Source organism: Dyadobacter sp. 3J3 (assembly GCF_009801115.1).
GTDB lineage: Bacteria > Bacteroidota > Bacteroidia > Cytophagales > Spirosomataceae > Dyadobacter.
The window spans coordinates 618,792-644,290 of record NZ_VTOL01000002.1 but is presented as its reverse complement, the minus strand read 5'-3'; the positions used below and the strand labels follow the sequence as shown (position 1 = coordinate 644,290).

Genomic DNA, 25,499 nt, shown 5'->3' with positions numbered 1-25,499 from the left:
TAAATGGAGTATCACCCTTGTCTCCGAACCATTTCATTAATCCAGGTTGGAGCAAAAGGAGAGGTGCAGCCTTTGGAAACGGGGAAATCTCTGAAAATCCCCAAAGTCTCACCAATTGCAATTGCCCGGTCGCGGTGTTCAGGATAGCGGATGCCGATGTTGGCAAGGGTATTGTTCATTGTCCATTGTACCTCCGGGGCGGCATTAGACATTTCTTTTTCAATTCTGTCCAAAATGGCCGACAGGTCAATTATATCAGGATTTCTTGTTATACACCCGCTTGTAAGACTCCACCCGGCGCGGGCACACATTACATCATCTGATGCCATCCATTCCTTCCGCAAAGTTTCGGTATCAGAATAAAATTTTATAACGTTGGAATAGAGCCAATCGGCTACATGAACAAACTTTTCAGATTTTACCATCCTGTTTATATCATCATGCGTCAACTTTTTAGGGATAATAATCAATGTGGCCAAAAAACGGGCATCGATGTTTTCAGTATCCCAAAGCTCTAAGGCAAGGTCGTGGTCTGTCTTGATTTTTTTTGCCAATGCCCGAATATCACCCATTTTAACACCAAATTGATTTTCGCCCGCGCCATATTTGATGTTGTGTTGCATCATTGTTGGGTTGCTATGCGCTTCCAGCTGAGTAAGTGTTTCTTTGAGAGTCATATCGATTTTTTCTTAATAATTAACTGAAATCACATAGCCATAGATCAGTTTCTAAGATTCGGGTCCGCTCGATAAACCTCCGAAATACGATCTGAACGGTAGGATCTGAAATACCAAGATAATACAGTCAGGATCAATAATAATACAGGGCCGAAAAATTCCTTAGCTCCGTCTCCCACAGTCAGATGAGAAAATACGGCACCAGACATGGCAAAAAAGAAACCTGCATAAGCCCATTCTTTTACCAAGGGGAATTTTGGAATAAGTATGGCAATAACGCCCAGTATTTTCCATATTCCCAGTATTGTCAGGAAATAAAGCGGATAGCCTAAATGCTACATCATTTCTGCTTCTTCTTTCATTTTGATTAACTGCACAACTCCCGTTGAAATCATACCCAGGGAAAGCCAGAGGGTGGCAACCCAATAGATAATTCTATTTCGCTTCGCCATTGAAATTTATTTTAATTTGTTGAAAACTTCCTGTAATCTATTATGTGCCATATTGATACCCTGCGCAAAGGGTAGCCGTAGCATCTGATCTCTGAGCGCAACGGACCGGTATATGATGTGCATGACAAGTTTGCTGGTTTCTTCAGTAAGTTTTTCAAAATCCAGGAATTCCAGTTGCACGTCAAATCGGACCGCGGAAGTGGGCGTATTTTCCATTTCAAATGTCCTCGTAATTTTCTGGTTCAGAGTAAACTCATGGATTGTTCCATTAGCGCGGAATACTACATTTCCCTGCGCATCAGTTGTTTCGAACTGGCAACTTCCGTGTTTTTTATTTTCAAGTTTCAGTACTTTTGTTCCCATCCATTGTTCGACAATTTCCGGCTCGGCATAGGCTTTAAAAAGCAATTCCACGGGAAGATCAAACTCTCTGGTGATGACCAGTTCCTGTCTGCCGTCTTCCGCAGCGACTTTTGTTTTTCTTTCCATAGGGATCTATTTTTCGGGTTTGTAATTTTTCATAATGGCTTCCAGCTTGTTAAACCGGTCGTCCCACATCTGGCGGAAAGGCTCAATAAAATCAGCCACTTCCTTCATTTTTTTTTGCATTGATGTGGTAGTAGATCTCCCTGCCGTTTTGTTCCTGCACGATCAGTTCGCACTCTGTAAGTATCTGTAAATGTTTTGAAACGGTGGGCCTCGCCGTGTCAAAGTTTGCTGCTATGGCACCGGCCGTTATGGCCTGCGAAGCCACCAATGATAGAATCGCCCTCCGGGTAGGATCCGCTATGGCCTGAAATAGGTCTCGTCTTAAATTCATTGCGTAGTTATTTGGCTACGAAATTTGTGATATGCTGTTTTGCCATACTTAAAGTGAGGTATTACTGAGTGTCAGTAAAAGTGGTAAATGAAACTTGTCTGGCGCAGGTGACTATCACCATTATCACAATAAATGTCTGGAACAGAATTGGTATCACAACCAAATTAGTTCCAGCCTGATTTTATCAAAAGCTAACGATAAATAAAATTGAATGTTTGTAGTAATGCATAATGGCGACGAGGAATTATCCCCGTCGCCATTATTTTATCCTTAGCAGTTATACTTTTGTGTAATATAGCCAGTGACTAAAAATTAAAGAGCACGATTAAAAATTTTAAGCGCTTCGTCATCTTTATATTGTACGATTAGCGTTTTTAACTGCTGTTTCAAACCTTTGACAATCAATTCGTTTGATTTTGCAGCGTAAACATTTTTAAGTTCGTTAGGATCTTTTTCGAGATCAAACAATTCCCAGCTTTCGGATCCATTATAGAATCTCACAAGTTTATAGCGTTTTGTTCTTATGCCAAAATGCGGGGAAACATGGTGAGGTTCAGGGAATTCGTAATAGTGATAGTAGGCTGCGTCACGCCAGGGAGTATTTGCTTTTGCATTTCTGTCGAGTAACGGTAGGAATGATTTTCCCTGAATTTCTGCCGGAATTTTTGCCCCAGCCAAATCCAGAACTGTTGGAGCCCAGTCGATATTGGATATCAATTGCTCTACTTTTGTTCCCGGTTTGATAACGCCCGGATAGCGAATCACAAAAGGAGTTTTCAACGATTCCTCGTAAATAAAACGCTTGTCAAACCAGCCATGTTCGCCCATGTAAAAACCCTGGTCGGAAGCATAGATCACCACTGTGTTTTTTGATAAACCAGTCTTGTCCAGATAGTCCAGGATCTTGCCGATGTTACGGTCAAGTCCGTTGGCCGTTGCCAGATAATCTTTGATATACCGCTGATATTTCCATTCTGTCAAAGCTTTTCCTGACAGTTTTTTATCGTCAAATTCTTTGGAGATTTTGTCATAATAATCACGTAAGATTTTCTTTTTCTCTTCCGGGAAAAATCTATATCCCGGAACTTTATCATAATCCAGATGTACTTTAAGATCTTCTTTCAGGCGCATCGTTTTTTCGATCGTCATATCCTGATCTTTTGCAGCGGCTCTTCCTGCATAGTCATCGTAAAAAGTCTCTGGTAAGGGAAAGTTAATATCGTCATAAGCGCCCAGATCCTGCAAATCCGGATACCATTCTCGGTGTACCGATTTTTGTCCTACAACAAGGAAAAATGGCTTTTTTTCATCACGTTTGTTTATCCAGTCCAATGAAGTTTCCGTGATAATATCGGCCACATAACCTTCTTTTCTGACGGTGTCATTTGGCGCGGTAATAAACTGGGGATTGTAATAAATCCCTTGTCCGGGCAAAATATTCCAATAGTCAAAACCAGTTGGAAGACTGTTCAAATGCAGTTTTCCAATCCATGCTGTCTGGTATCCGGCTTTTTGGAGCAAATCCGGAAAAAGCTGCTGCGTGATATCGAATTTGGTTCTGTCGTTGTTTTTATACCCATTGATATGGCTGTATTTTCCAGTCAGCAACGTCGCGCGACTAGGTCCGCAAATGGAATTTGTCACGAGGTTATTTTTCAATAAAGCACCTTCCCGGGCAATACGATCGATATTCGGCGTTTTTGCTAATTTATTGCCATAGGCTCCAATAGCCTGATAGGCGTGGTCATCAGAAAATATAAATACGATGTTGGGACGCTCTTTTGTCTGTGCGAACACTCCGGTCGAAATTGTTAACAGAAAAAGAAAAACTAAAATTGATTTTTTCATTTTTGAAAATTCAGGAAAACAAATTGCAAATAAATAGTTGTTTGAAAAGTGATAATCTGATACGATCTCCTCAAAATAAATTTTAGTAATTGGCATAATCCGTATTCTGAGTAAGACTTTCTGTAATATTCTACTTAACTTATAGACAATAAGGATTATTTTACCTAAAAATCCAAATTTGCAGGTAATACATGACCAACTATTTAGTTACTGAGGGTGGAACAAAGGGTAATGCCAGGTCAAAATTTGCTTTCCAGGCATGCATATCAATAATAATGTTTAGTTTCAGGTGATGAATACATTGAACTACAATCAACAAGTCCCAATTTATTCCCTTGAACCAGACAAGGTAATGGGAAATAAAAATTTTCGGGTTTATCATTATGAAAACACTTTTCCGAATCTGTCAGACCTTTTAATACCGCACCGAAAAGATCATTATCTGTTTGTTTTGATCAGAAAAGCCATTGGCCGTCAATGGATTGATATGACTCCTTACAACCTTAAAGAAAACTCTGTTTATTTTACAGGACCCGGCCCTATCATTGTAAAAGAGGAATTAAAACAATTGTGGAGTACGGGAATTGCGTTCACAAGCGAATTTCTTTCATTTCAGGAAAGTGCTTCGCTTAGCAAATTACCGTTGATCTTAAATCCGCATAGTGGGTATGAATTATTACTTTGCGAGGCAGATATCGATTTTGTTGAAGACATGATCAAAAAGATTACTGTTGAATATCACCATCCCGGTGAGTGGCAGCAGCGTATGCTGACAGCTTACATGACGGTTTTGCTGACTTATCTGAGCCGACTTTACACAGAGCAGTATAACGACCAGGAGCTTTCGGCGGATAAGGTTTTAATGAATAAATTTCAGGACAGGATCAATGAATGTTTCCTGGAAAGACATGAAGTAGCAGATTATGCTTCAATGCTGAATATTTCTGCCGGGTATTTAAGCGAGGTGGTGAAAGTACAAAGCGGGAAACCGGCTATCAAACATATTCACGACCGGCTGGTATTGGAAGCCAGGCGTTTACTGTTTCACACCGATAATTCTTTAAAGGAAATTACTTTTGATCTGGGATTTTCGGACGCTTCCTATTTCAGCCGATTTTTCAAACGTGAAACCGGTGTAACACCTGCCGATTACCGGTCGAGTACCCGTAAAATGTACCAGTAATACCGGTCGATGTGTCACTTCCATGCGGTATGGATCCGGTAAATTTGTGCTGTTATAAAAATTATATACTTGATCATGAAAACAGTACTGATAACAGGAGCGAACAAAAGTATCGGCTTTGAAACGGCCAGACAATTATTACAGCAAGGATATTATGTCTATCTCGGATGTAGGGATTTGCATAAAGGCCAGCAGGCGGTGAGTCAGCTCAATGCGGAAGGCCTGACCCAGGTAGAGTCAATAGCCATTGATGTTGATAATACTGAATCGATAAAGGCCGCCCGTGAAGTGCTTGGCCAAAAAATCAAAACCCTTGACGTGTTGATTAATAATGCAGGTGTGGGTGGAAGTATGCCGCAAAAGGCATTGGAAACTGATGGAAGTATATTTAGGGAGGTTTTTGAAACCAATTTTTTTGGCGTCATAGAGGTAACCCAAGCTTTTATAGATCTGCTAAAACACGCTCAGGAACCAAGAATCGTTAATGTTACCTCTGGACTGGGTTCACTTACGCTGCACAACGATCCGTCATGGAAACATTTTGTTGTGAAACCAGCAGCATATGTCGCGTCCAAAGCTGCCCTGAATGCCTATACTATTGTACTGGCTTATGACCTGCGTGATACTTCGTTTAAAGTGAATGCTGTTGATCCGGGTTATACCGCCACAGATTTTAATAATCATTCAGGCCCGGGGACCGTGCAGGATGCCGCTGCCAGGGTAGTAAAAGCAGCCATATTGGGTCCGGATGGGCCGACTGGCCAGTTTTTTAGCGATGATAATGCGCCGGAAACAGGCATTAGCCCTTGGTAATATTGTGGGGATTATTGGATTCGAAATATTTTCTGATCTGGTATCTGAAACAACAACAAGGGTTGTAATAAGTAAGTTTATGTTACAGACCTATCGAAATACTATCCTTTCGATAGGTCTGTTTTTTATTTCAATTCAAGCAGAAGTATTATTTTACTATTATAAAATCAAGAAAAAATGATACCTTCTAGATTTTAGAATAATTCGACATTAACTAAGAAATGATGGAGTTAAATATTAAGTAATTGCAATGAAAAGGTTATCGTACGGAACTCTGACAATATTTTAATGAATTGAAACAAATTGTTTGTATTATGATTTGGTGGAATACATGGATGCAAATCCATGTTTAACCAAGAGAACTTACGCTTAAAAAGACAGCCTCACAATCCGATTCAAACCTACGGATCATGTTTCTTTATTTTAAGTTTTGGAAATATAAATCATGAAATCTGACAACTTTTGTATTGAAATATACATTGCCGGGATGCACTTAATAGTGTATTTTTGAAGTAAGGGAGCCTGAGCATTAATGGTTATGGCTACTGGTTATTGCAATTCCTGATCTCAAAAACTGTCTTAATGGAAAATTTATTTGATATTGTTATCATCGGGTCCGGGCCGGGTGGCTACACCGCCGCAATCAGGGCCGCACAATTAGGGTTCAAAACGGCAATCATAGAAAAATATAGTAACCTCGGCGGTACTTGTACCAATGTGGGCTGCATTCCTTCCAAAACCCTGCTTGACAGCAGCGAAAATTATCATAGCGTCAAAACCAAATTCGCTAATCAGGGTATTGAAGTAGGGGCACTTAAACTTAATTTTCAGCGGATGTTTCTGCGTGCAAGTGAAGTGGTTAAACAAAACGTATCAGGGATTAACTACCTGATGAAAAAGAATAAAATCGAAGTGATTTATGGTACGGCTTCTTTTGTTAATAATAATGAGCTAATTGTCAAAGGAGTTGACGGTTCGTTGAATGCAGTAAAGAGTAAATATTTTATAGTGGCTACCGGCTCTAAACCTTCCACAATTGCTGGTGTAACAATTGATAAAAACAGGATTATTACATCAACGGAAGCTTTATCACTAAGTGCAAAACCTGAGAGTATAGTCATCATCGGTGGTGGTGTGATCGGTGTAGAAATGGCATCTATTTTTGCCAGGATCGGCGTGAAAATAACCATCATTGAATATGCAGAAAGTCTGATTCCAACAATGGACAGAGAGCTTGGTAAAGAACTGCAAAAGGTATTGACAAAAACCGGAATTACCGTTTTGGTGAGCCAAAAAGTTCAGTCTGCAAAAAATAATGGCGAAAGTGTTACTGTGAAATACCTTGATTCAAAGAATTTGGAAAAGGAAATTTCAGCGGAGTATTGCCTTGTGGCGGTAGGGAGAAAACCCTATACTGAAGGCCTTGGTCTGGAACATACTAAAATCGAGCTGGATTCAAAAGGCAGGATCAGGACAGACAAAAATCTGCGTACGGCAGAAGAAAATATTTATGCCATCGGTGATGTAATTGAAGGTGCGATGTTGGCACATAAAGCAGAAGAAGAGGGTGTTTTGGCTGTCGAAGTGATACATGGCGAAAAACCTCACATCAATTACAATCTTATTCCCGGCGTGGTATATACGTGGCCGGAAGTTGCCAGTGTGGGCTATACAGAGGAACAATTGAAAGAAAAAGGAATTGCTTACAACAAAGGGAAATTTCCTTTTTCCGCAAGCGGAAGAGCGCGTGCTTCGGGCGATACGGAAGGTTTTTCCAAAGTACTGACAGACCCTAAATATGGCGAAATTCTTGGGGTCCATATCATTGGCGCCAGAGCTGCCGATATTATTGCTCAGGCTGTAGTGTCTTTGGAATTTGAGATAACAGATAGTGCTTTGGGGAAAATATCCTATGCGCATCCAACTTATTCGGAAACCTTGAAAGATGCATATTTGATTGCATCGGGTAGTGGAGCTTTAAATATTTAACAGTCATTTTATTATTTAATACGATCTCTTCTTTTACATATTAAAGTCCGGCAAATTCTAATTTCAGGATTTTAATATGTAAAAGAAGAGTTCGCAAACAAGTCTGTACTCATTAATCGACAGGCTTTGACGTGATGCAGGCCATCAGAAAAATAAATACAGGGATTGAAAGATTGACACTTACCGTTACAGCGAAAAAAATAAAGGAAAAATTAGGGAATTTCTTTGTGGTAATTCGGCTACTTTTTAGATATTTACATAGTCTCTACGTTTAGACGAAACTTTATCCCTAACAATCATAACTCATGCCTCTTAATTATACTTCGTTTTCCCTTTTTGCATTGGTGGTACAACCGCTGAATGAACCAACGTATAGACACATATGTAACCAGTTGTTTCTAGATTAATTCCAGTTATTATCCCAAAGTTTTTATTCTCTCAAATTCACAATTTCTACTTTAATCACGCAAGTTAATGCTTGATTGTAGTCTTGGTGCATCTGCACATTTTCCCTGGTTTGATATTCCCAATAGATATCATGAACCGGAGTTGTGTTTGATATTTTGCCAGAGAACAATTCCTTTTGGATTCGGTTTAGTTCAAAAAACAACCTGAATTACCCATGATCTCCGTTCCGGCGACATCGCTTATCATCGCTACCTACAACTGGGCAGAGGCATTACGCTGCTGTCTTTTAAGTGTGGCCAGGCAAAAGATTTTGCCATTAGAAGTAATTATCGCTGACGATGGCTCAGACGCCGGGACTCGCGCTATAATCACTCAGATTCAGGAAACTTTTCCTGTTCCCATTATTCACGTTTGGCATGAAGATCAGGGCTTCAGGAAAACACTCATTCTCAACAAGGCCATTGCCAGGAGTAAGGGTGACTATTTAATTCAGATCGATGGTGATGTACTGCTCCACCCATTATTCGTTAAGGATCATATGGCGGCAGCTGAGCAAGGAACATTTGTTCGGGGAAGTCGTGCACGGATTAATGCTTCCCGAACGGCAGCGTTGCTAACAAGTCGTAATACAGATATCGGTTTTTATTCTTACGGAGTCTGCAACCGTCTTAACGCAATTCGTCTGCCTGTATTCAGGTCACTTGGCCAGCGCCGGGAAATGGTAAGCAGAAACGTGCGCGGGAGTAATCTTGCTTATTGGAAAGAAGATTTTCTACGTGTGAATGGCTATAACAATGCACTGAGCGGCTGGGGACATGAAGATGAAGAACTGGCAGTCCGTTTTATTAATAACGATATAATTAAAAAAATCGTGAAACTTAGCGCGGTTCAGTTTCATTTTTATCATCAGGATTTACCCAGATTAAATGAAGGCTATCACAGCCAGATAATCCAAAATACGTTAGTTACCAAGGCTAAAATCTGTCTAAATGGATATGAAAACCTATACTAAAAGTTCTCTTATTATCTCTACTTATAACTGGCCGGAAGCCCTTCGGCTATGTCTGCTCAGTGTGAAAGAGCAGTCGGTGTTGCCCGATGAAGTTATTATTGCTGACGACGGATCTACCGAAGAGACCAGCGCGATTATTGAGGCAATCAGGCCGACGTTTCCCGTTAGACTTGTGCATATCTGGCATAAAGATGAAGGGTTTCAACTTTCTAAAATTCGTAACAAAGCGATCGCGACAAGCTCTTTCAAATATATTATTCAAATCGACGGTGACCTGATCCTGCATAAACACTTTATCAAAGATCACCTCAATCTGAGCAAGCCGGGTGCATTTATGACCGGAAGCCGAGTTTTGATGAACAAGCAATTATCTGAAAGATTGCTGCGTTTACAAAAAACCGGTATTCAGCTTTTTGAGCCGGGACTGGGAAATCTCTTCAACCGGGTTAATGCTGCCTGGCTAAGCAGGTGTTTGGCTGATCATTACAGGACTCATGATATTTTTTCATTACGAGGATGTAACATGGCTTTTTGGAAAGAAGATCTCGTGCGCGTTAACGGTTACAACGAGTGTTTTACAGGATGGGGGCGAGAGGATAACGAAATTGCAGTAAGGCTGATAAATTCCGGGATCAGGAAAAGGACGATCAAATTTGGCGGAATCGTTTTTCATATCCATCATCAGGAGGCTGACAGGAGGAACTATCAGGAAAATGAAGGACGTTTGACTTATGCTCTTCAAAACAATTCGGTGTATTGCAGCCAGGGACTAGACCAGTATTTTAACACATTCAACGAAGTGGAACAAGTTGAAAATGAACTTATTGCTTAATTTACATGGTACATGATCAGGTCCTCTCTATTATTTTGGTCACTTACAATGCAGAAGAATTTTTACAAAGATGCCTGGATAGTATTTATATTCAGGAATATCCGCATATTGAGATCATTGTCATGGATGGTGCCAGTACCGATGGAACGGTAGACATCATTCAGGAAAATTCGGACAAACTTGCTTTTTGGAAAAGTGAAAAGGATAATGGAATTTATGACGCAATGAATAAGGCCCTGGATCTTGCCCGGGGCCAATGGATTTATTTCATCGGCGCTGATGACATATTAACACCTGCTTTCTCGAAATTTGCAGAAGAATTGAAGGAGCCTGATCGTATTTACTACGGGAGCGTTTTAAAAGCGGGTAAGAAATATTTAGGACAACTTTCACCTTACCATCAGGCTAAAACTGGTATTAACCATCAAGCCATCATCTATCCGGCTCAGGTATTCTATTGTTACCGGTATGATATGAAATATAAAATCTCTGCTGATCATGTCTTTAATATGCATCTCAACCGGCATGAGAAGTATCATTTTGAATTCAGGGATTTCACTATCGCCATTTTTAACGACAGCGGTATATCTTCACTCCAAAAGGATTCTTTGTTTGAAAGTCGAAAAAGTGGTTTGATTTTACAGCATTTCGGGCTTTTGATTTATATGCGGTTTCAGTTTAAAAGGCTTAAAGCGAAGTGGCTCAAAAGCTGATGTTACCACTTGCTAAAAACGATTCCTTCTTTTCTGTCGAAGATTATTTTGGGGGGAAGTTTCAGAACGTTTGCCAATATTCGTTCACGCCATTTTCTTTTTGGTATTAATCTTACCAAGCCAATCAGCAGGCGGTAAAACGTTAAGCTCAGTATTTTTGGGCCGACTTTTTTCTCACCGTCCAACAACATCTGAACCTGATCGAGATACTGGTTTCTCTGATGGAAACTTTTCTGGTTTTCATTTCTTAACCGAAATCCGGCCAACATAAATGACGTACTGTATAATTTTTCATATCTGAAAAATCTCAGCCATAATTCAAAATCGGCAGCTAAGGAGTAGTTTTGCTCAATGAAGCCGCCTGCTTTTTCCCACAAAGCACGCTTCCAAAATACTGACTCCTGTTGAATAAAATGACCGTTAAAAATATGCAGACGAGGTTGGGACCAACGCTGTGCATATGGCTGATCATTATAAAGAAATGGATGACCACTTTCATCGAAGAACGTATTACTTCCCATGACCCAATGAACGTGTCCGAATTTTTCAAAAATTTTTGCTACCATAAATAGAGATTTCCTGTGATACATGTCATCGGCATTTAGCCAGGCCATAATTTCTCCTGTGGATTTGGCAAAACCTTTCTGCAAACCATGATACAATCCTTCATCTTTTTCGCTGACCCAATAGGCCAGCTGATTTTCGTATTTCTTAATGATATTCACAGAATCGTCGGTGCTGCCACCGTCAATAATAATGTATTCCAGATTTGGATATCCCTGATCAAGCACCGACAAAATGGTATCTTCCAGATATTTCCCCTGGTTATAAGAAGGCGTAACAATGGTAATTTTTGGAAGACCAACGGCTGTATTGGAAACTTTGAGACTGCTCATGGATAAGGATCATAAATATAATCATCCGGATCAAAATGCTCAGAGGCAAGTATCATCAGTATCGTTTCGTTTTCAAAATCTTGCATTTGATGCCAGTCACCAGGTTCAAGTAAAAGACACTGGCTTGCGGAATTCAGTGTAAATTCCTGCTGCTCCTTACCTGTGTTGTTTAATATTTTGCAACTTCCTTTCAGGCATATCGCTGCCTGAATGGTTGTTTTGTGTCTATGTCCCCCCCGAACGGAATCATCGACTCCGTAGATGTAGAAAATGCGTTTGATTGCGAAGGGTATAACGCGTTCGATTACAGTCAGGTTTCCGCGGGTATCAGCGAAGGTTTTCAGGTTAATTAATTCAGCCAAGGCTAATAAAGGTTGGATTGAAGTTTACGTTTTTTTGAGTAATTTTTATAACGGCCTTTCAGTAGAAAATGAATTTTTCTGGACAGGCTGATTTTTATCCACGTTAGGGGTAAAGGATTTTCGTGGAAAACGGCTGTTGGATTTGTAAGCAGGATTTTGGATTCTGCATCACGAAGTGCGTTGGCATAGGGGCTGTAAATCAATCGAATTACATCTTTGTTCAACAGATATTGTTCAGCCGTAAGTCTGAAACTTTCGTTGGCACTATACCGGAAGTCGTGAAAATGATAGAAAACAAGGGGGACTGCCTGGGAATTTTGACTTTTAACCAAAACACGCCCCGCTTTGCTTTCATATGTATAGGTTTTGGAATTCCATGGTGCAACACCGCCTCCAATATGTTGCAATACATGCACGCCGTCAAAGCGGGTTGTCCAGTCGTCAAGATATTTCTGGTCGCCAAATTTCCCGTCTTCAAAACGGTTGTAACACCATTGTATACAGGCTTTTCTCCACCAACTCAAAACCTTTAAACCCGGTTCAGTATTTTTGAACGTTATAAATTGAACACAGTAAATTCCACTTAACTCCGACTGATCATAGTCCGGGCTGTATCGGTGTTCTGTAATCAGCACAGATTTTTCTCCCATTTCATCTGTAAGGACTTTTGGGTCGGAAAAGAATAATAAATCCGCATCAATATACGTGCAATGATCCAGTGGAAAAGTATGTAAGCAATACCAAATCGTTGAAGCGGTACAGGTCCAGCAATATTCTCCCTGTGTTCGTGTTGTCTTTATTGAAAGAAGTTCCGGCGTTTCGAATTCCTTTAGCGAAATAACTGTGACATTAGAAAGATGCATTTTTATGAGTGCCGTATAGCAGGCATCATCAAATGCAAAGATGTACAAATGGAAATTACTGCTTTGCTTAAATAGCGATTCATACATTGCCAGCCCCCTAGAGAGATAGAATGAGTTAAACAGAGTGCAAAAATTTTGCATGAAATGAATTTACAGCTGTTAGGGGGTTATTTGGATACAAATATCAATGAATATTATTAGATGTGACGCTATATTGAAGATAAAAAATTTAAAAAAAACTGATATTATTTGCTCGTTTAAAAGAGCGTTGTGAATAGGCCATTATATATTTAAATTGCCACGAATTTTAATGAAAGCACATGTCGTTATTCAGACTAAAAAAGAAGGAAAAAAACAAAGACGGTTGGTTTGGCAATTATAAAAACTGGGAGGAATTGGCTACAATGTCCGGCGGGTACCAGGCGAAAACAATTTTGGACATAACGAAAGATTCTCTGCTGAAAATCAAAAATGGTGAAGCGGTTTACGAACGTGATTCTGTTTTATTTGATAAAAAATTATATCCTTATTCCGTTATTTCTGCGCTTTTGTACGCCGCTGTGGAATGTGGAGGCACTTTGAATGTGCTGGATTTTGGCGGATCATTGGGTAGTACCTATTATCAGGTCAGGGACCTTATTCCTCCGTCCGTTAAACTTCACTGGAGTGTGGTGGAGCAAGAAGAATATGTGACGTGCGGAAAAGATTTATTTGAGGATGAAATTTTAAAATTTCACTACACAATTAAAGAAAGTGTTACCTCAAAAAAAGCGAATGTATTAATTCTGTCCAGTGTTATTCAATATCTGCCAAACCCCCACGATTTCCTGGATGAAATCAAAGAATTTGGATTTAAGTATATCATCCTTGACCGCACTTCCTTTATCAAAAATGATCAGTCGGACCGGCTCACGCTGCAAATAGTTCCGGCGCATATTTATGAAGCCCAATATCCTGCCTGGTTTTTTAACGAAAAGAGGCTCATGCAACATTTTGATGACTATCAAATTAAAACAGAATTTGAATCTTCTGTTCCGGGAGAGCAGGAAATAGTGATTGATTCTGTAAAAGCAGGGTATGACAAAGGTTTTTTTCTTATTAGAAAATAATTTTTAAACCTTATTCATTTTTCGAGAAAAGATAATACAAAACAAGCGCACAAAAAGGCGCTTGTTTTGTTTGGCAAACAGGATATTACAAATTCATCCCACCAGTCAATTCAATCCTCTGACCATTCACCCATTTTGCGTCATCGCTGCAAAGAAATGCCACGACGCCACCGACATCATCCGGTAGGCCAACACGCCCCAGAGCCGTTACACCTGCAACAAAAGCACGCATTTCAGGAGTATCTTCCATAGCTCCGCCACCGAAAATAGCACCTGGAGCAACTACGTTGGCTGATATACCGCGGGCCCCAAGTTCTTGTGCAAGGAATCTGGTATAGACATCAATCGCACCTTTCATGATCCCGTAAGCGGATACCCCCGGAAAGCTGACACGTGATACAGCCGATGAAATATTGATAACCCGGCCACCATCCTGAATATAATTCAATGCTTTTTGTGTCAGAAAATAGACACCTTTTACGTGTATATTTATCATGTCATCAAACTGAGCCTCGGTAGTGTCTTTGATCGAGTCCGAAAGGCTGGTCCCTGCGTTATTGATGAGAAAGTCGAATCGGTTTGTGCCGAAGTTGGTTTCTAAAATAGTGGAAGCTTGTTGGAAAAAATGATCAAAGCCGCTGATGTCCGCAGTATTAAGAGGTAGGGCGAAAGCTTTACGGCCAAGCGCTGTAATTGCGGCCACGGTTTTCTCCGCTTCTAACGTGTTGCTATGATAAGTAAACAGAATGTCAACGCCTTTTTTAGCAAGACTTATTGCAATATCTTTTCCGATTCCGCGGCTTCCACCGGTTACTAATGCGATTTTTTGAGTTGTCATGAGACTTTTTTGTATTGATTAAAAACAATACAAAAGTCTGATAAAGTAAGAAGGCCAGGTTTGTTCTGGTCAATCATTTTTATGTATAATTCAAACTTTTTGTCTGACTGCGGAAAACTCCCGGAGCAAAAGACGTTTCATTTTTGAAGAATTTTGAAAAATGCGCAAAATCTGAAAAGTCCAGACTATCCGCAATTTCAGCGATAGTCCAGTCGGTATGGCGCAATAATGCTTTGGCTTCCTGGAGAATTCTACCTGAAATGAGTTCAGTTGTTGTAAGTCCGGTAGTTTCTTTAAGTACTTTGTTCAAATGGTTTATATGCACAGCGAGATGATCGGCATACTGTTTTGCAGTGCGAAGAGTCACTTTCTGCTGTGGGCTTTCCAAGGGAAATTGTCTTTCCAAAAGTTCCAGAAACAATGATGTAGTTCTCGCCGAGGCACTATGATTTGGATGAAGCATCACGGTGGATTGCAACTTCTGGCCAAGGTGAATAAGTTCAAGGGTATAAGCGCGTAGGAGATCATACTTATAGGCATAATTGGAGGCAATTTCGCCTTCCATGTTATTGAAGATGCCTTGTGTCCGTGTTATGTCTGAATCTGAAAGCGCATAGACAGGATGTTCGGGTGATTTGAAAATAGGCAGTTCATCCAGTATTACACCGCTGGTAGTGGGATGAAGAAACTCTGCGGTAAATACACAGAACTTTCCGGTTTGCTGGCCCGTCGGCGACCAGTAAAAAGGACTTTTTGGTGTTGAAAAGATTAGAGTTGGTTGCGAGATCTCAACCTCACGATCAGGGTATTCGGCTCGTGATTTTCCAGTCAAAAAGCTGATTTTATAAAACGCCCGGGAAGCGCAGGAGATTGTAGATTTCTCACGCGCTTCCGGCATAATATCTGCCAGATTGAAAACATTAAAATGCCCAACTTCCTGTTGTATTCCTTGCGGCAAAAGTGCGCTCAAATCTGTCGACGTCCCGCTGGAAAGGCTGGAACAAAGTGTTTCAAAAGGGGTTTCAGGCATAATATGTTTTTGTAAAAAACAAATATACGGAAAATTGGATTTCTAACTAACGTCACTCATTCCGCAAGCTTTTGACAGGATTCAGCACAGCGGCTTTTATTGCCTGAAAACTAACAGTGACAAGTGTAATAAGTAAAGCTCCTGACATGGCCGCTGCAAAAATCCACCAGGAAACGATAGTACGGTAGGTATACTGTTGCAGCCAGTCATGCATGAGATAATAGGCAATAGGAATAGCCAGCACACAGGAAATGACAACCAAAACCACAAAATCTTTTGAAAGCATCTGCCACAAATTTACTATCGAAGCGCCAAGCACTTTACGAATTCCAATCTCTTTTTGACGCTGTTCAGCGAAAAAGGATGCCAGACCAAAAAGTCCCAGGCAGCTGATGAAGATGGCCAAAGAAGCAAAAACCGTTGAGAGCTTACCGATCCGTTCTTCGGCATGAAACTTTTGATCGTACTCTTCACTGGCAAACTTGTACTCAAAAGGGCTGCCAGGATTGTGTTTTTTGAAAACGGGTTCCAGCTTTAATAGTGCCTGTTGTACTGTTAAAGCTGGATTGAGCCGGATGTGGAAAAAATAAGCCCAGTCTTCTTTTAACAAAAATATAGTGGGCTGGATCGGCATAAAAGGCGATCCCGTTACAACATCCTGAATAAGGCCAATGATGGTATATTGTTCACCGTTCCATTTGATATGCGTCCCTACTGTTTTCTTTAATCCCATGAATTTGGCTGCACTTTCATTGATCACGATTCCCATGGCGTCAGTAGAAAAATTGCGTGAAAAATCGCGACCTTCTTTAAATTGCCAGCCGACCGTTTTACCATATTCATAGGTAATACCAACGGTCCCGAAATCGCCTGTTTGGTTAGGATCTTTTCCTGGCCAGCTGAAACTTGCATCGCTGCTCCAAACTTCTGACGTTGGGCTGGATGACTTTGCGATGTTAAGGTCGGCGCCCGTTTGCATTAAATCCTGTCTAAGTGCCAGGTCGGGTCTGTGAAGATCAGGCGTATTCATTGCGATAGAAAGCAGTCCCGATCTGTCGAAACCTACCGGTCTGTTTTTAGCGTGCTGAATCTGGCGGAGCACAATAAGCGTACCAACGACAAGGGTGATTGAAACTGTAAATTGAACAACAACTAAAACCTGACGTGGTAGAGCTGCAAAACGACCTGCCTGACAGGTGCCTTTAAGTACTTTGATCGGCCTGAAACCAGATAAATATAATGCCGGATAACTGCCTGCCAGTAATCCTGTCAACATTGTAAAGCCGACGCCAAGTGCCCAGCTTCTTTCATTATGCCAGGGGAAATTAATTTTTTTATCTGCGATTTGATTAAACCAAGGTAGGAGGCCTTGTATCAGGATTATTGAAAGCGTAAAAGAGATCATCGCTAGCAGTAGAGATTCAATGAAGAACTGTGCGATTAGTTGACTGCGTATTGAACCGATAGCCTTGCAAATACCAACTTCTTTGGCCCGTTTTTGCGACTGGGCGGTAGAGAGGTTCATGAAATTAATGCAGGCCAGCAAAAGAACAAATCCACCAATGATGCCAAATAGCCAGACAAACTGAATTCGTCCGCGAACTGGCCGGCCATTTCCCCACTCTGAATATAAATGCCATCGGCTCATGGGGTGAAGAAAAGCTTTGGGGTTGAACCGGGCCTCCTCTTTGGCATGACGGGCTTTAATACCTTCTATTTTTGCAGTCACTTTTTCAAAACTCGTATTCGGGGCAATCTGTACCAGCAACAGAAATGAGTTGTTTCCCCAGTTCGTTTCTGATCGTTTTACCCATGCTTCTTCTTCCACGAAAAACTTCCAGGGAAGTAGAAATGACACATCCCGAAACTCGGTTGCGTAGGGTAGGTCTTCATATACACCTGTTACTTTAAAGTAGTTTTTATTATCAACTTTAAGGATTTTATTGATGGGATCATCGCTGCCAAACAACGCTTTTGAAACTGATTCTGAAAGCAGCATAGAATTGGGATTGTTCAGACCTGTCGCTACGCCTTTAATCATTTTGAGCGACATCATGAAGGGGAAATCCGGTTCTACGCAGTTGCCTTTTTTTGTGAATTTATTTGTACCATAAGTAAGGATATGATCCTCAGTCCAGGAAGATAATGCGATATGGCTGAATTCGCTTGCATACTCATTTTGAAGAGCTGCACGCATGGGAAGAGGTGTAGCGGGAGTAGTGCTGGTTGATCCATTGTAGGTTTGATGCTGCATGACGCGTGCGATTCGCTCATAATTTTGATGATATTTGTCGTAAGACATTTCATCAAATATCCATAAACCGATTAGTATGGCCGTAGTCATGCCTACGGACAAGCCCATAATATTGACTGTTGAAAAAGTGCCGTTTTTGACAAGGATCCTCCATGCGATTTTAAAGTAGTTGTGCAGCGTGTCCGTATGGCTTGGGTTTGAATATTGATTTTCTTTCGATTTTATCGGGCTGGGCCGCATCAGGCTGGGCCGCAAGAGGCTTACCACATCCTGAACATAACGCCATCTTGCCCTGTGTATACCAACCGTCCTGACCCGTTGTTGAAAAAGCTCATCCAGATCGTCTTCCATTTCATTCAGTAAATGCGCAGCACAAAACCAATGAAACAGCTTAGTAGCCATGCGGGGTGGGTTTTCGCGATTCGGTTGAGAAGAATTCATGACCATGCTATTTTTGGAATGGTATCCCACATCTGGTTACGCAGTTGTCTGATTTCTTCAATAGCTTTGAGTCCCGTTATAGTAACAACGTATAATCTTTTGCTGCGACCACCACGCTCAGCTGTCACACCGCCCATTTGAGAAGTAACCAAACCTTTTTCTTCAAGTCGGTGCAAGGCAGTATGCACGGCACCCAAATTGACTGAACGGCCCATTTGTAGCTCAATTTCATTAACCACAGAAGCGCCGTATGCATCTTTTGTACGGATAGCGACAGCAAGTAAAACCACTTCTTCGAACTCGCCGAGATAGGTTCCTTTCATGTGACAGTGTTATTAGTTATGCAAATGTCTAACAAATATCTTGCCATTGTCTAAAATGCGGACAAGAGAAGTTTTGGGTGATATCTGGATATATAATCTGTCCGAAAATGAACAGATTAACGTCCAATTCCGGACGGCTTTAAATAATTTCCTATGAGCGAAAACTAGATTTAGGAATGTGTTGATAATCTTTTGTTTATCTATCGATAAATGGGTTGAAAATATTGTTAACCTTTACCCGGATACTAATATGATCTGCTACAAATATGAAATAGTGGAATCTTCCTTGTCCGTTTCACAGTGGTTTTTTCATTGATATCAATGTTTGATAAACAAATTTGTAAATAGTCCTTGCTTACATTGATACCAACAGCGTAGCGAAGTAATGCTGTTGAATTTTCTGTCTGTTTGACCATCATCAAGAGAATTTGAAGATGAAATATTGTGCATAATAGTTTTTCCTGTCGGCGTCCGCTCGAATTTGACATATCCATCAAACCGCCTACGCGGCAGGATTGCAATAAAAACTAATTGATTAGGGATATTTAAGTTACAGAGAATAAAGGTTGGACAGGAGCACCAGCGTATATCATCGCTTATAAAAAAGTGTCAGCGGCTCGGCGCGGACTGCTGTCCAACCTGAAAAAAAACTATCACAAGTTTGTATTTTCTACAACAATTTCGAAGCACCTTTAAGGTATGCGCGGAGGACAGTTATTTAGGCATTTTGTTGCGGAGTAAGCAACATTCGTTCCTGATGAACGCAGCTGTGCATTTTTAATAATTTCTTATACCGTCTATTTCTTGTGTGAGGCTTAAAACTGGTCTAAGGATTCAAGAGGTAAGCAACAAGTATCCAGCCTGCTCAAACCGTATGCTCCAACTTCTTAATGATAGCCCATTTAGTTCCAATGCTCACACGGATTAAAAGGTAGAAGTTTTTCAGGAAGTCCTGACCATTGTCAGCTATACAAATGCAGTTTACATAACCGACTTCCCTTCCAAGTGGACCTAAAATCTTAAAAAACAACCCAGCTAAGGCACATATTTTTGGAATTGATCTAAAAACAGATCAATTTTAAGCTTTTTCATTGACTTAATGTGGAACTTGCCGGTTTTCAAGACAACCAGAGTTACTACATGCATTTAATACCATTCATTTTTTTCCTAAAAAAATTAACCTTTTTGAATTCATGAACAAAAGAGAGTTTCTTAAAAATGCAGCCGCCTTGTCATCCTTTGCCTTGATGCCCGCTGAATCATGGGCTTTTTCTGCCGACAAACGTTTAAGAACCGCTCACATCGGTTTAGGTGGGATGGGACAGGCCGACCTGGCTTCCATATCAATTCATAGTAACGTGGATGTGGTCGCACTTTGCGATGTTGATGCCACTGTTTTAGCGACTGTGAGCTCTAAGTTTCCAAATGCCAAAACATACAAAGATTATCGCGTGATGCTCAAAGAAATGAGTAAGGATATTGATGCAGTGATTGTGTCAACACCTGATCACACCCATGCACCAGCGTCAATTATGGCCATGGAAATGAATAAACCTGTTTATTGTCAAAAGCCACTTACGCACTATGTAAAAGAAGCCAGGGCAATGGACAAACTTGCCAAAGACAAAAAACTCGTAACCCAAATGGGTATTCAGGTGCATTCTTTTTATGATTACAAACTAGCCACTTTACTAATCCAATCCGGAATTGTTGGGAAAGTACATACTGTAAGAGCGTGGTCACCAAAAAACTGGGGTTATAATGGCCCTGTGCCAGAAACCGGCGATCCTGTACCAGCCAACTTAGACTGGAATTTATGGCAGGGAACTTCGGCAGAAAGGCCTTATAAAGATGGTTTTTACCATCCTGGTAACTGGCGGAAGCTTGTTGATTATGGTTGTGCTACGTTGGGTGATATGGGAGTACATATTTTTGATACGCCTTACAACGCCTTGCAACTGGATGTGCCCAGAACCATTACTACGAATTGCCGCAAGCCAAATGGATTTGGATACCCTGAAAAGAACATGGTTACCTATGAATTTCCAGGAACAAAATATACTGCGGATACCCTGAAATGGGTATGGTATGATGGCGTGGGCGCTGACAAACAAAGGGAAGATCTGATGCTTCCCGACGGAGCTGACCTGCACGACCAGGGCGCCATGTTTATCGGAGAAAAAGGCAGATTGTATTTACCGCATTTCCAGGTTATGCCCAAACTCATCGTTGACGGCAGCTATAAAGATATTGATATTTCGCAGTTCAAATTGAGTGAGCCGGTTCGGGAGTACAGTTCAGAAGTGCACAAGCATTATCATGAGTTTGTGGATGCATGTTTGGGCAAAGCTACATGCAGCGCACCATTCTCTTATGCTTCGCGCCTTACGGAAACCATATTGCTTGGTGTAATTGCCGGCCGTTTCCCGAATAAAACATTGCACTGGGATGCCAAAAAAGCGCAGTTCGCAGAAGAAGATGCCAACCAATATCTGGGTGGCATGTATCGGAAATTCTAGACCTCGAAAGTAGTCTGTACCATCTCAAGGCGCTGTTGTGAAGAAAAGTTTATTGTCTTGAGGGTGAATCAAATGGAAGTTACTCCAATAAAAAACTTTTCAATTTATAGAGAAAAGGTAACAATCTCATCGTAGGTCTAAGCGTCCCGAATGGTCTGGCGATATGGTCTTTTATTCGTGCCAGAGAAGGGTTAAAAAGTCTCTCCCGCCTTCAAGTGGGAGAGACTTACTTTTGGTCGACGGCTCATGTGACGTATTTAGCCAAGGCAATAAATCCAATACCTGTAATCCATTTTTTGTTTATTTCAAGTGAAGGATGGGGAATTTCCTTTTTCCATCCAGGTATTACAGTGGGAACAATGCCTGAGGCATTGTTTTGAATAAAATTGCTCTGGATTTGACGGAACGTTCTGGTCATCGCCGGATCCGGAATTTTTTTGGATTTGGAATCCAGAATTTGTCCGACTTTTGTTGAAGGGCTGTATAAAATTTCAGAAACTGATTTACTACCGGTTCCGGAGGGAATTGATCCGTTAGATGCTGAGAGTTTAATTGTAAATGGCATTACCGCGTGGCAAATGCTGCATAAAATAGCAAAAGTGGAAGCTGGACAAACTATTCTGGTGCATGGTGCAAATGGCGGAGTGGGCACAATACTTACGCAATTGGCTCAGCTAGCTGATGTAACAGTTGTAGTTATGACAACATTGGCACGCAGTCTTCATATAGAATATTTAAATCCGATTTTTATACTTTGAGATGATAAATTCCCAAGTATGATCCAGGGTGGTCTGATAATGTACCAATCTTCCTTCGACTTAGATGAACAATTATTTTTTTGCCGATATAATTTCCTCACCTAATTATTGTGAAAAAAAGAATATTTTGACACAATAATAAAAACAGAAAAGCCCGTAAATGGTTAATTTACAGGCTTTCGATTATCTTACTTGTATAGAGGAAGAGATTTGAGTAAAATTTATTACCACCTAATAATCAATACTTTAAAGTTTGCCAAAAAAACTAAGTCCCGAATTACTCACCTAAATTTTTTAAGTTGAATACATTGTTATTGTACAATTAATATCGGATAATATAAAATGGAAATTAACGATCAATTATGTTTTCAAAAACGCTCTATTAGTACTTATACGCGATGTTTTAAAGTTCATAATATATCATCAGTCCATCGGATGAACCCATTGATTTCGCCATGCGGGAGCTTCAAACGGATCTGTGAAATATTGTGTTTCATGGATCACTTTACCATTCCTAAACTCCATGATGCTTACAGTGTATGCTGCCCGGTCCTGGTAAGTAATATTGTATTCCGTAATCCAGAGATTTCCCTTTCCGGTCATACGTTTCACAACGAAGCCTGATGGTTTACCCGGATGGTTACTCCTGAGTGCCTGCAAATCCTTTTTTCCGAGAATGCGCTCACCCGACTGGGGATAATCACAAATTACATCTTCATCATAAATTTGATGTTCCAAATCAACATCACCGGATGCTGATGCTTGCCAATGCAAGTTCAGGACTTCACGTATTTGTTCTTCTTTCATGGACCGTTTAAATTAGTTCTTGTTCAAATTACCCTGCGGAATGAAACCCGGAACGCCGGTACTCACCACTTGATTGAATCTTTGCCTTGTTTGAATACGATTGATCTGGTCAAATGCATCTTCTGGCAGCAAAGAGACATCAAAATTCTCTCTTGCCCGGTCAGCAGTTTTAGGCGTCGTTAGTAAAGCAGTTCCACGCTGAAGTGCCCAAGCGAGCAGCACTTGTGCCGGAGTCTTTCCAACACGTTTGGCAATAGACAAAATAACTGAATCTTCGAGTGGTCCCGGTTTTATTCCATGACCCAATGGTGCAAAAGCTAAAAAAGTGATATTGTTCGCCTGGCAAAATTCCAGAAGTTCTGTTTCGGGAAGATATGGATGTGATTCTATCTGAACAACGGCTGGCTTGATCCTCGCCGCTTCGTAAATGGGAATAAGATCCTTCAAACTAATGTCAGACAGCCCGATTGCCCCGCATTTGCCGGAATCTACCAGAGACTCCATAGCCCTCCAGGTATCCAGTAAGGTTACGCCCCGGTCGTAAATAATGTTTCCGTCTGCATCTCTGGGCTCCTGCTCATCGCCAGGTTGGAAAGCGAAAGGGGTATGGATTAGATAAAGATCAAGATAGTTAATCCGTAGTCTTTTCAGGCTCGCTTCAAATGCGGGTTTTACACGTTCCGGCTGGTGATTGGAATTCCATAATTTCGTAGTAATAAAAATCTCATCACGCGAAATTCCACAAGCAGCAAGCCCTGCCTGCAATGCCTCACCGACCTCGCTTTCATTTCGGTATCGTTCCGCACAATCGAAGTGCCGAAAACCAGCCTCTAACGCATACTTTGTAGCATTTATCGTGGTAGCAGTATCCGGAATAAGAGTCCCAAACCCAAGTAACGGCATATTAATTGTACTATTTGCTGGCTTCATTTTGTTATATTTTTAATGTTGTTTAATTATTTTACCCATCCCTACTATCCCTTTTCAGCTAGATAATTTGAAATATTTCTCTTTTTGTAAGATTGTTATTTTGACTTTTATAAATTTTTTATTGTACTTGACTAAGTTAAGTGAATCCATGCCGTTATACAATAATATCCTTATGTCATACTCTAATTCTTGTTTTATATATCGATCCTTCCTTCTGAAATTTCATGCGTGACCGGTAATTCACTTCCTTATATTATAAATTTTTAAAATTATTACGTCGCAAAGTTCAACTTAAATTGCGGCTAACATTAGGCGAAAGTTCCTCAGTGTTCGTCAAAATAGCCTGGTCCTAAAATGAAATTTTTCCGGTATAATCGTGAGATATTCCGGCCGCTAGAAAGGAAGAAATTGTCGAAACAGCAAGCGAAGGAAAAGACAGTTATGCTTATTCCAAATGAGATTTTATTGAATTGATAATTTCAAAGAGAATTATTGCAACTTGCAAAAAATGAAGACCATTTTGTTTTACCCCGGACAGCAATGATTAATCGTCAATTAATTGGAAATATCATAGGAAAACGCTCGCTAAGCAATGCATTTTCCGAAAAACTTATAAGGATGTTGCCTTAGAAACTGACTACTTAATTTGTCTTCAATGGTTATTGAAGAATATTTTTTGTGAAGATGAATGACATAAAGACCTTTTCGCTTTCAAGGCATAGCCGGCTTTTCTCTGTACCTGAGAATGGCAAGGATTATCTTTTTGTCAGATCTGGTGAGCATCCATATCAGGAAGAACCATACCGTGCAGAAAGTTATGCCATTGCCTATATTAAAGAAGGTGCAGTAAAATTGAACGTTGGCTTGTCGTCATGGGAAGTTGATGCGCCATCCATTATTACGCTGGCACCTACTGATATCCGTTATTTCAGCAAGCGCAGCGACCATTTAAAAATGGATGTTATTTTTTTTAAAGAAGCTTTTTTGCTGGAAAGGTCTGCAGATCTGTTTTTTCTTTTTAAATATGATTTCTTTGGCAGTAACGATTTACATGTCCTGCCGCTGAAAGAATCTTACTTTGTTAAAATCGATAAGATCTTTGAGTTATTAGACCTGACTCAACAGGCAGGTAACTATCACAAGAGCGAGCTTGTGCGCAACTATATTTTTGCCCTGGTTTATGAGATAGATGGTTATTACCGTCAACATGCAGGGGAATCTTCGTCAGCAGGGAAAGGCAATCCTCTGTTTGGAAAATTCAGGCAGCTGCTCAGGAGTCATTACATGAGTGAACGCCGACTGGATTTTTATGCAAGTCACCTTCATTTAACGCCGAAGTCTCTTTCGGCAGCCGTTAAAAAGCAAACCGGCAAATCTGCCGGACAATGGATTGACGATGCCGTAATTCTGGAAGCCAAAGTTTTACTTCAAAACAAAACGCTTACTGTCTCACAAATTTCCGGGATGCTGAATTTTTCGGACCAATCTGTTTTTGGCAAATTCTTTCGGGCCAATGCAGGCCTTTCTCCGGTTGAATACCGTAAAACGTTCGATTGAGTTTTATATGCTATTATTTGTATTTAAGCTATTTCGACGAACATTGAGGTATTGAGGACCACTAT

22 protein-coding genes and 2 pseudogenes are annotated in these 25,499 nt (G+C 40.6%); 10 read left to right on the top strand and 14 right to left on the bottom strand.

Features of this window, described 5'->3' with window-relative positions:
• Nucleotides 1–11 precede the first annotated feature (11 nt).
• From FZF08_RS06615 to FZF08_RS06595, 5 genes and pseudogenes are all read right to left on the bottom strand, one after another.
• On the bottom strand, nucleotides 12–677 hold the full coding sequence (locus tag FZF08_RS06615) for a DNA alkylation repair protein (protein WP_159467833.1): 666 nt from the start codon (nucleotides 675–677) through the stop codon (nucleotides 12–14).
• Nucleotides 678–721: 44 nt separating this feature from the next.
• Nucleotides 722–1,129: pseudogene (locus FZF08_RS06610) on the bottom strand (DoxX family protein).
• Between the two features lie 6 nt (nucleotides 1,130–1,135).
• Nucleotides 1,136–1,618: an SRPBCC domain-containing protein gene (locus tag FZF08_RS06605; protein WP_159467832.1), complete on the bottom strand. Its 483-nt coding sequence runs from the start codon at nucleotides 1,616–1,618 to the stop codon at nucleotides 1,136–1,138.
• Nucleotides 1,619–1,624: 6 nt separating this feature from the next.
• A pseudogene (locus tag FZF08_RS06600) lies at nucleotides 1,625–1,949 on the bottom strand (ArsR/SmtB family transcription factor).
• A gap of 312 nt (nucleotides 1,950–2,261) precedes the next feature.
• A complete protein-coding gene (locus FZF08_RS06595) occupies nucleotides 2,262–3,797 on the bottom strand; it encodes a sulfatase (protein WP_159467831.1) in 1,536 nt (511 codons plus the stop codon).
• 352 nt (nucleotides 3,798–4,149) lie between these two features.
• Between FZF08_RS06595 and FZF08_RS06590 the strand changes: the two genes are divergently transcribed.
• From FZF08_RS06590 to FZF08_RS06565, 6 genes are all read left to right on the top strand, one after another.
• Nucleotides 4,150–4,980 carry an AraC family transcriptional regulator gene (locus FZF08_RS06590; RefSeq protein WP_229216438.1) on the top strand — a complete coding sequence of 277 codons (831 nt, stop codon included), beginning with the start codon at nucleotides 4,150–4,152 and terminating at the stop codon, nucleotides 4,978–4,980.
• Between the two features lie 75 nt (nucleotides 4,981–5,055).
• Nucleotides 5,056–5,793: an SDR family oxidoreductase gene (locus FZF08_RS06585; protein WP_159467829.1), complete on the top strand. Its 738-nt coding sequence runs from the start codon at nucleotides 5,056–5,058 to the stop codon at nucleotides 5,791–5,793.
• Nucleotides 5,794–6,375: 582 nt separating this feature from the next.
• Complete coding sequence (gene lpdA, locus FZF08_RS06580) at nucleotides 6,376–7,782, top strand: dihydrolipoyl dehydrogenase (RefSeq protein ID WP_159467828.1); 1,407 nt, start codon at nucleotides 6,376–6,378, stop codon at nucleotides 7,780–7,782.
• A 622-nt stretch (nucleotides 7,783–8,404) separates the two neighbouring features.
• Complete coding sequence (locus FZF08_RS06575) at nucleotides 8,405–9,202, top strand: glycosyltransferase family 2 protein (protein WP_159467827.1); 798 nt, start codon at nucleotides 8,405–8,407, stop codon at nucleotides 9,200–9,202.
• On the top strand, nucleotides 9,186–10,034 hold the full coding sequence (locus FZF08_RS06570; RefSeq protein ID WP_159467826.1) for a glycosyltransferase family 2 protein: 849 nt from the start codon (nucleotides 9,186–9,188) through the stop codon (nucleotides 10,032–10,034). The genes FZF08_RS06575 and FZF08_RS06570 overlap by 17 nt, the downstream gene beginning before the upstream one ends.
• Before the next feature lie 5 nt (nucleotides 10,035–10,039).
• A complete protein-coding gene (locus tag FZF08_RS06565; RefSeq protein ID WP_159467825.1) occupies nucleotides 10,040–10,747 on the top strand; it encodes a glycosyltransferase family 2 protein in 708 nt (235 codons plus the stop codon).
• A gap of 2 nt (nucleotides 10,748–10,749) precedes the next feature.
• Here the strand turns inward: FZF08_RS06565 and FZF08_RS06560 are convergent, their stop codons facing one another.
• Genes FZF08_RS06560 through FZF08_RS06550 form a run of 3 tightly spaced genes read right to left on the bottom strand, consistent with a single transcriptional unit; the run spans nucleotide 10,750 to nucleotide 12,868 of the window.
• Nucleotides 10,750–11,643, bottom strand: coding sequence for a glycosyltransferase family 2 protein (locus tag FZF08_RS06560; RefSeq protein ID WP_159467824.1), 894 nt, complete (start codon nucleotides 11,641–11,643; stop codon nucleotides 10,750–10,752).
• On the bottom strand, nucleotides 11,640–12,005 hold the full coding sequence (locus tag FZF08_RS06555) for an FdtA/QdtA family cupin domain-containing protein (protein WP_159467823.1): 366 nt from the start codon (nucleotides 12,003–12,005) through the stop codon (nucleotides 11,640–11,642). The genes FZF08_RS06560 and FZF08_RS06555 overlap by 4 nt, the downstream gene beginning before the upstream one ends.
• Before the next feature lie 2 nt (nucleotides 12,006–12,007).
• On the bottom strand, nucleotides 12,008–12,868 hold the full coding sequence (locus tag FZF08_RS06550) for a glycosyl transferase (RefSeq protein WP_229216437.1): 861 nt from the start codon (nucleotides 12,866–12,868) through the stop codon (nucleotides 12,008–12,010).
• 320 nt (nucleotides 12,869–13,188) lie between these two features.
• On the opposite strand from FZF08_RS06550, the gene FZF08_RS06545 reads away from it, so the two are divergent.
• The gene (locus FZF08_RS06545; RefSeq protein WP_159467821.1) at nucleotides 13,189–13,977 is read left to right on the top strand and encodes a methyltransferase, TIGR04325 family; all 789 of its coding nucleotides are present in this window, start codon (nucleotides 13,189–13,191) and stop codon (nucleotides 13,975–13,977) included.
• Between the two features lie 85 nt (nucleotides 13,978–14,062).
• Here the strand turns inward: FZF08_RS06545 and FZF08_RS06540 are convergent, their stop codons facing one another.
• From FZF08_RS06540 to FZF08_RS06525, 4 genes are all read right to left on the bottom strand, one after another.
• Complete coding sequence (locus FZF08_RS06540) at nucleotides 14,063–14,815, bottom strand: SDR family oxidoreductase (protein WP_159467820.1); 753 nt, start codon at nucleotides 14,813–14,815, stop codon at nucleotides 14,063–14,065.
• 79 nt (nucleotides 14,816–14,894) lie between these two features.
• Nucleotides 14,895–15,845, bottom strand: coding sequence for an AraC family transcriptional regulator (locus FZF08_RS06535; RefSeq protein WP_159467819.1), 951 nt, complete (start codon nucleotides 15,843–15,845; stop codon nucleotides 14,895–14,897).
• Between the two features lie 52 nt (nucleotides 15,846–15,897).
• Complete coding sequence (locus tag FZF08_RS06530; RefSeq protein ID WP_159467818.1) at nucleotides 15,898–18,540, bottom strand: ABC transporter permease; 2,643 nt, start codon at nucleotides 18,538–18,540, stop codon at nucleotides 15,898–15,900.
• Nucleotides 18,537–18,863 carry a PadR family transcriptional regulator gene (locus FZF08_RS06525; RefSeq protein ID WP_159467817.1) on the bottom strand — a complete coding sequence of 109 codons (327 nt, stop codon included), beginning with the start codon at nucleotides 18,861–18,863 and terminating at the stop codon, nucleotides 18,537–18,539. Before FZF08_RS06525 ends, FZF08_RS06530 begins: the two co-directional genes overlap by 4 nt.
• A gap of 1,193 nt (nucleotides 18,864–20,056) precedes the next feature.
• Here FZF08_RS06525 and FZF08_RS06520 point away from each other — a divergent pair.
• Entirely contained in the window at nucleotides 20,057–21,382 is a 1,326-nt protein-coding gene (locus tag FZF08_RS06520; RefSeq protein WP_159467816.1) for a Gfo/Idh/MocA family protein, read from the top strand.
• Nucleotides 21,383–21,825: 443 nt separating this feature from the next.
• The gene (locus FZF08_RS31715; protein WP_229216436.1) at nucleotides 21,826–22,140 is read left to right on the top strand and encodes a hypothetical protein; all 315 of its coding nucleotides are present in this window, start codon (nucleotides 21,826–21,828) and stop codon (nucleotides 22,138–22,140) included.
• A gap of 423 nt (nucleotides 22,141–22,563) precedes the next feature.
• Here FZF08_RS31715 and FZF08_RS06510 read toward each other — a convergent pair whose 3' ends face one another.
• Both FZF08_RS06510 and FZF08_RS06505 read right to left on the bottom strand, forming a co-directional pair.
• A complete protein-coding gene (locus FZF08_RS06510) occupies nucleotides 22,564–22,947 on the bottom strand; it encodes a nuclear transport factor 2 family protein (RefSeq protein WP_159467815.1) in 384 nt (127 codons plus the stop codon).
• Nucleotides 22,948–22,959: 12 nt separating this feature from the next.
• The gene (locus tag FZF08_RS06505; RefSeq protein ID WP_159467814.1) at nucleotides 22,960–23,877 is read right to left on the bottom strand and encodes an aldo/keto reductase; all 918 of its coding nucleotides are present in this window, start codon (nucleotides 23,875–23,877) and stop codon (nucleotides 22,960–22,962) included.
• A 684-nt stretch (nucleotides 23,878–24,561) separates the two neighbouring features.
• Between FZF08_RS06505 and FZF08_RS06500 the strand changes: the two genes are divergently transcribed.
• A complete protein-coding gene (locus tag FZF08_RS06500) occupies nucleotides 24,562–25,434 on the top strand; it encodes an AraC family transcriptional regulator (RefSeq protein ID WP_159467813.1) in 873 nt (290 codons plus the stop codon).
• The last annotated feature ends 65 nt before the right edge of the window (nucleotides 25,435–25,499 follow it).

Coding starts and splice junctions, on each gene's coding strand:
- FZF08_RS06585 (WP_159467829.1), top strand. CDS start 5,056: ATGAAAACAGTACTGATAACAGGAGCGAACAAAAGTATCGGCTTTGAA.
- FZF08_RS06500 (WP_159467813.1), top strand. CDS start 24,562: ATGAATGACATAAAGACCTTTTCGCTTTCAAGGCATAGCCGGCTTTTC.
- FZF08_RS06565 (WP_159467825.1), top strand. CDS start 10,040: ATGGTACATGATCAGGTCCTCTCTATTATTTTGGTCACTTACAATGCA.
- FZF08_RS06540 (WP_159467820.1), bottom strand. CDS start 14,815: ATGACAACTCAAAAAATCGCATTAGTAACCGGTGGAAGCCGCGGAATC.
- FZF08_RS06595 (WP_159467831.1), bottom strand. CDS start 3,797: ATGAAAAAATCAATTTTAGTTTTTCTTTTTCTGTTAACAATTTCGACC.
- FZF08_RS06605 (WP_159467832.1), bottom strand. CDS start 1,618: ATGGAAAGAAAAACAAAAGTCGCTGCGGAAGACGGCAGACAGGAACTG.
- FZF08_RS06590 (WP_229216438.1), top strand. CDS start 4,150: ATGGGAAATAAAAATTTTCGGGTTTATCATTATGAAAACACTTTTCCG.
- FZF08_RS06525 (WP_159467817.1), bottom strand. CDS start 18,863: ATGAAAGGAACCTATCTCGGCGAGTTCGAAGAAGTGGTTTTACTTGCT.
- FZF08_RS06535 (WP_159467819.1), bottom strand. CDS start 15,845: ATGCCTGAAACCCCTTTTGAAACACTTTGTTCCAGCCTTTCCAGCGGG.
- FZF08_RS06550 (WP_229216437.1), bottom strand. CDS start 12,868: ATGCATCTTTCTAATGTCACAGTTATTTCGCTAAAGGAATTCGAAACG.
- FZF08_RS06615 (WP_159467833.1), bottom strand. CDS start 677: ATGACTCTCAAAGAAACACTTACTCAGCTGGAAGCGCATAGCAACCCA.
- lpdA (WP_159467828.1), top strand. CDS start 6,376: ATGGAAAATTTATTTGATATTGTTATCATCGGGTCCGGGCCGGGTGGC.
- FZF08_RS06530 (WP_159467818.1), bottom strand. CDS start 18,540: ATGAATTCTTCTCAACCGAATCGCGAAAACCCACCCCGCATGGCTACT.
- FZF08_RS06575 (WP_159467827.1), top strand. CDS start 8,405: ATGATCTCCGTTCCGGCGACATCGCTTATCATCGCTACCTACAACTGG.
- FZF08_RS06545 (WP_159467821.1), top strand. CDS start 13,189: ATGTCGTTATTCAGACTAAAAAAGAAGGAAAAAAACAAAGACGGTTGG.
- FZF08_RS06560 (WP_159467824.1), bottom strand. CDS start 11,643: ATGAGCAGTCTCAAAGTTTCCAATACAGCCGTTGGTCTTCCAAAAATT.
- FZF08_RS06570 (WP_159467826.1), top strand. CDS start 9,186: ATGAAAACCTATACTAAAAGTTCTCTTATTATCTCTACTTATAACTGG.
- FZF08_RS06505 (WP_159467814.1), bottom strand. CDS start 23,877: ATGAAGCCAGCAAATAGTACAATTAATATGCCGTTACTTGGGTTTGGG.
- FZF08_RS06520 (WP_159467816.1), top strand. CDS start 20,057: ATGAACAAAAGAGAGTTTCTTAAAAATGCAGCCGCCTTGTCATCCTTT.
- FZF08_RS06510 (WP_159467815.1), bottom strand. CDS start 22,947: ATGAAAGAAGAACAAATACGTGAAGTCCTGAACTTGCATTGGCAAGCA.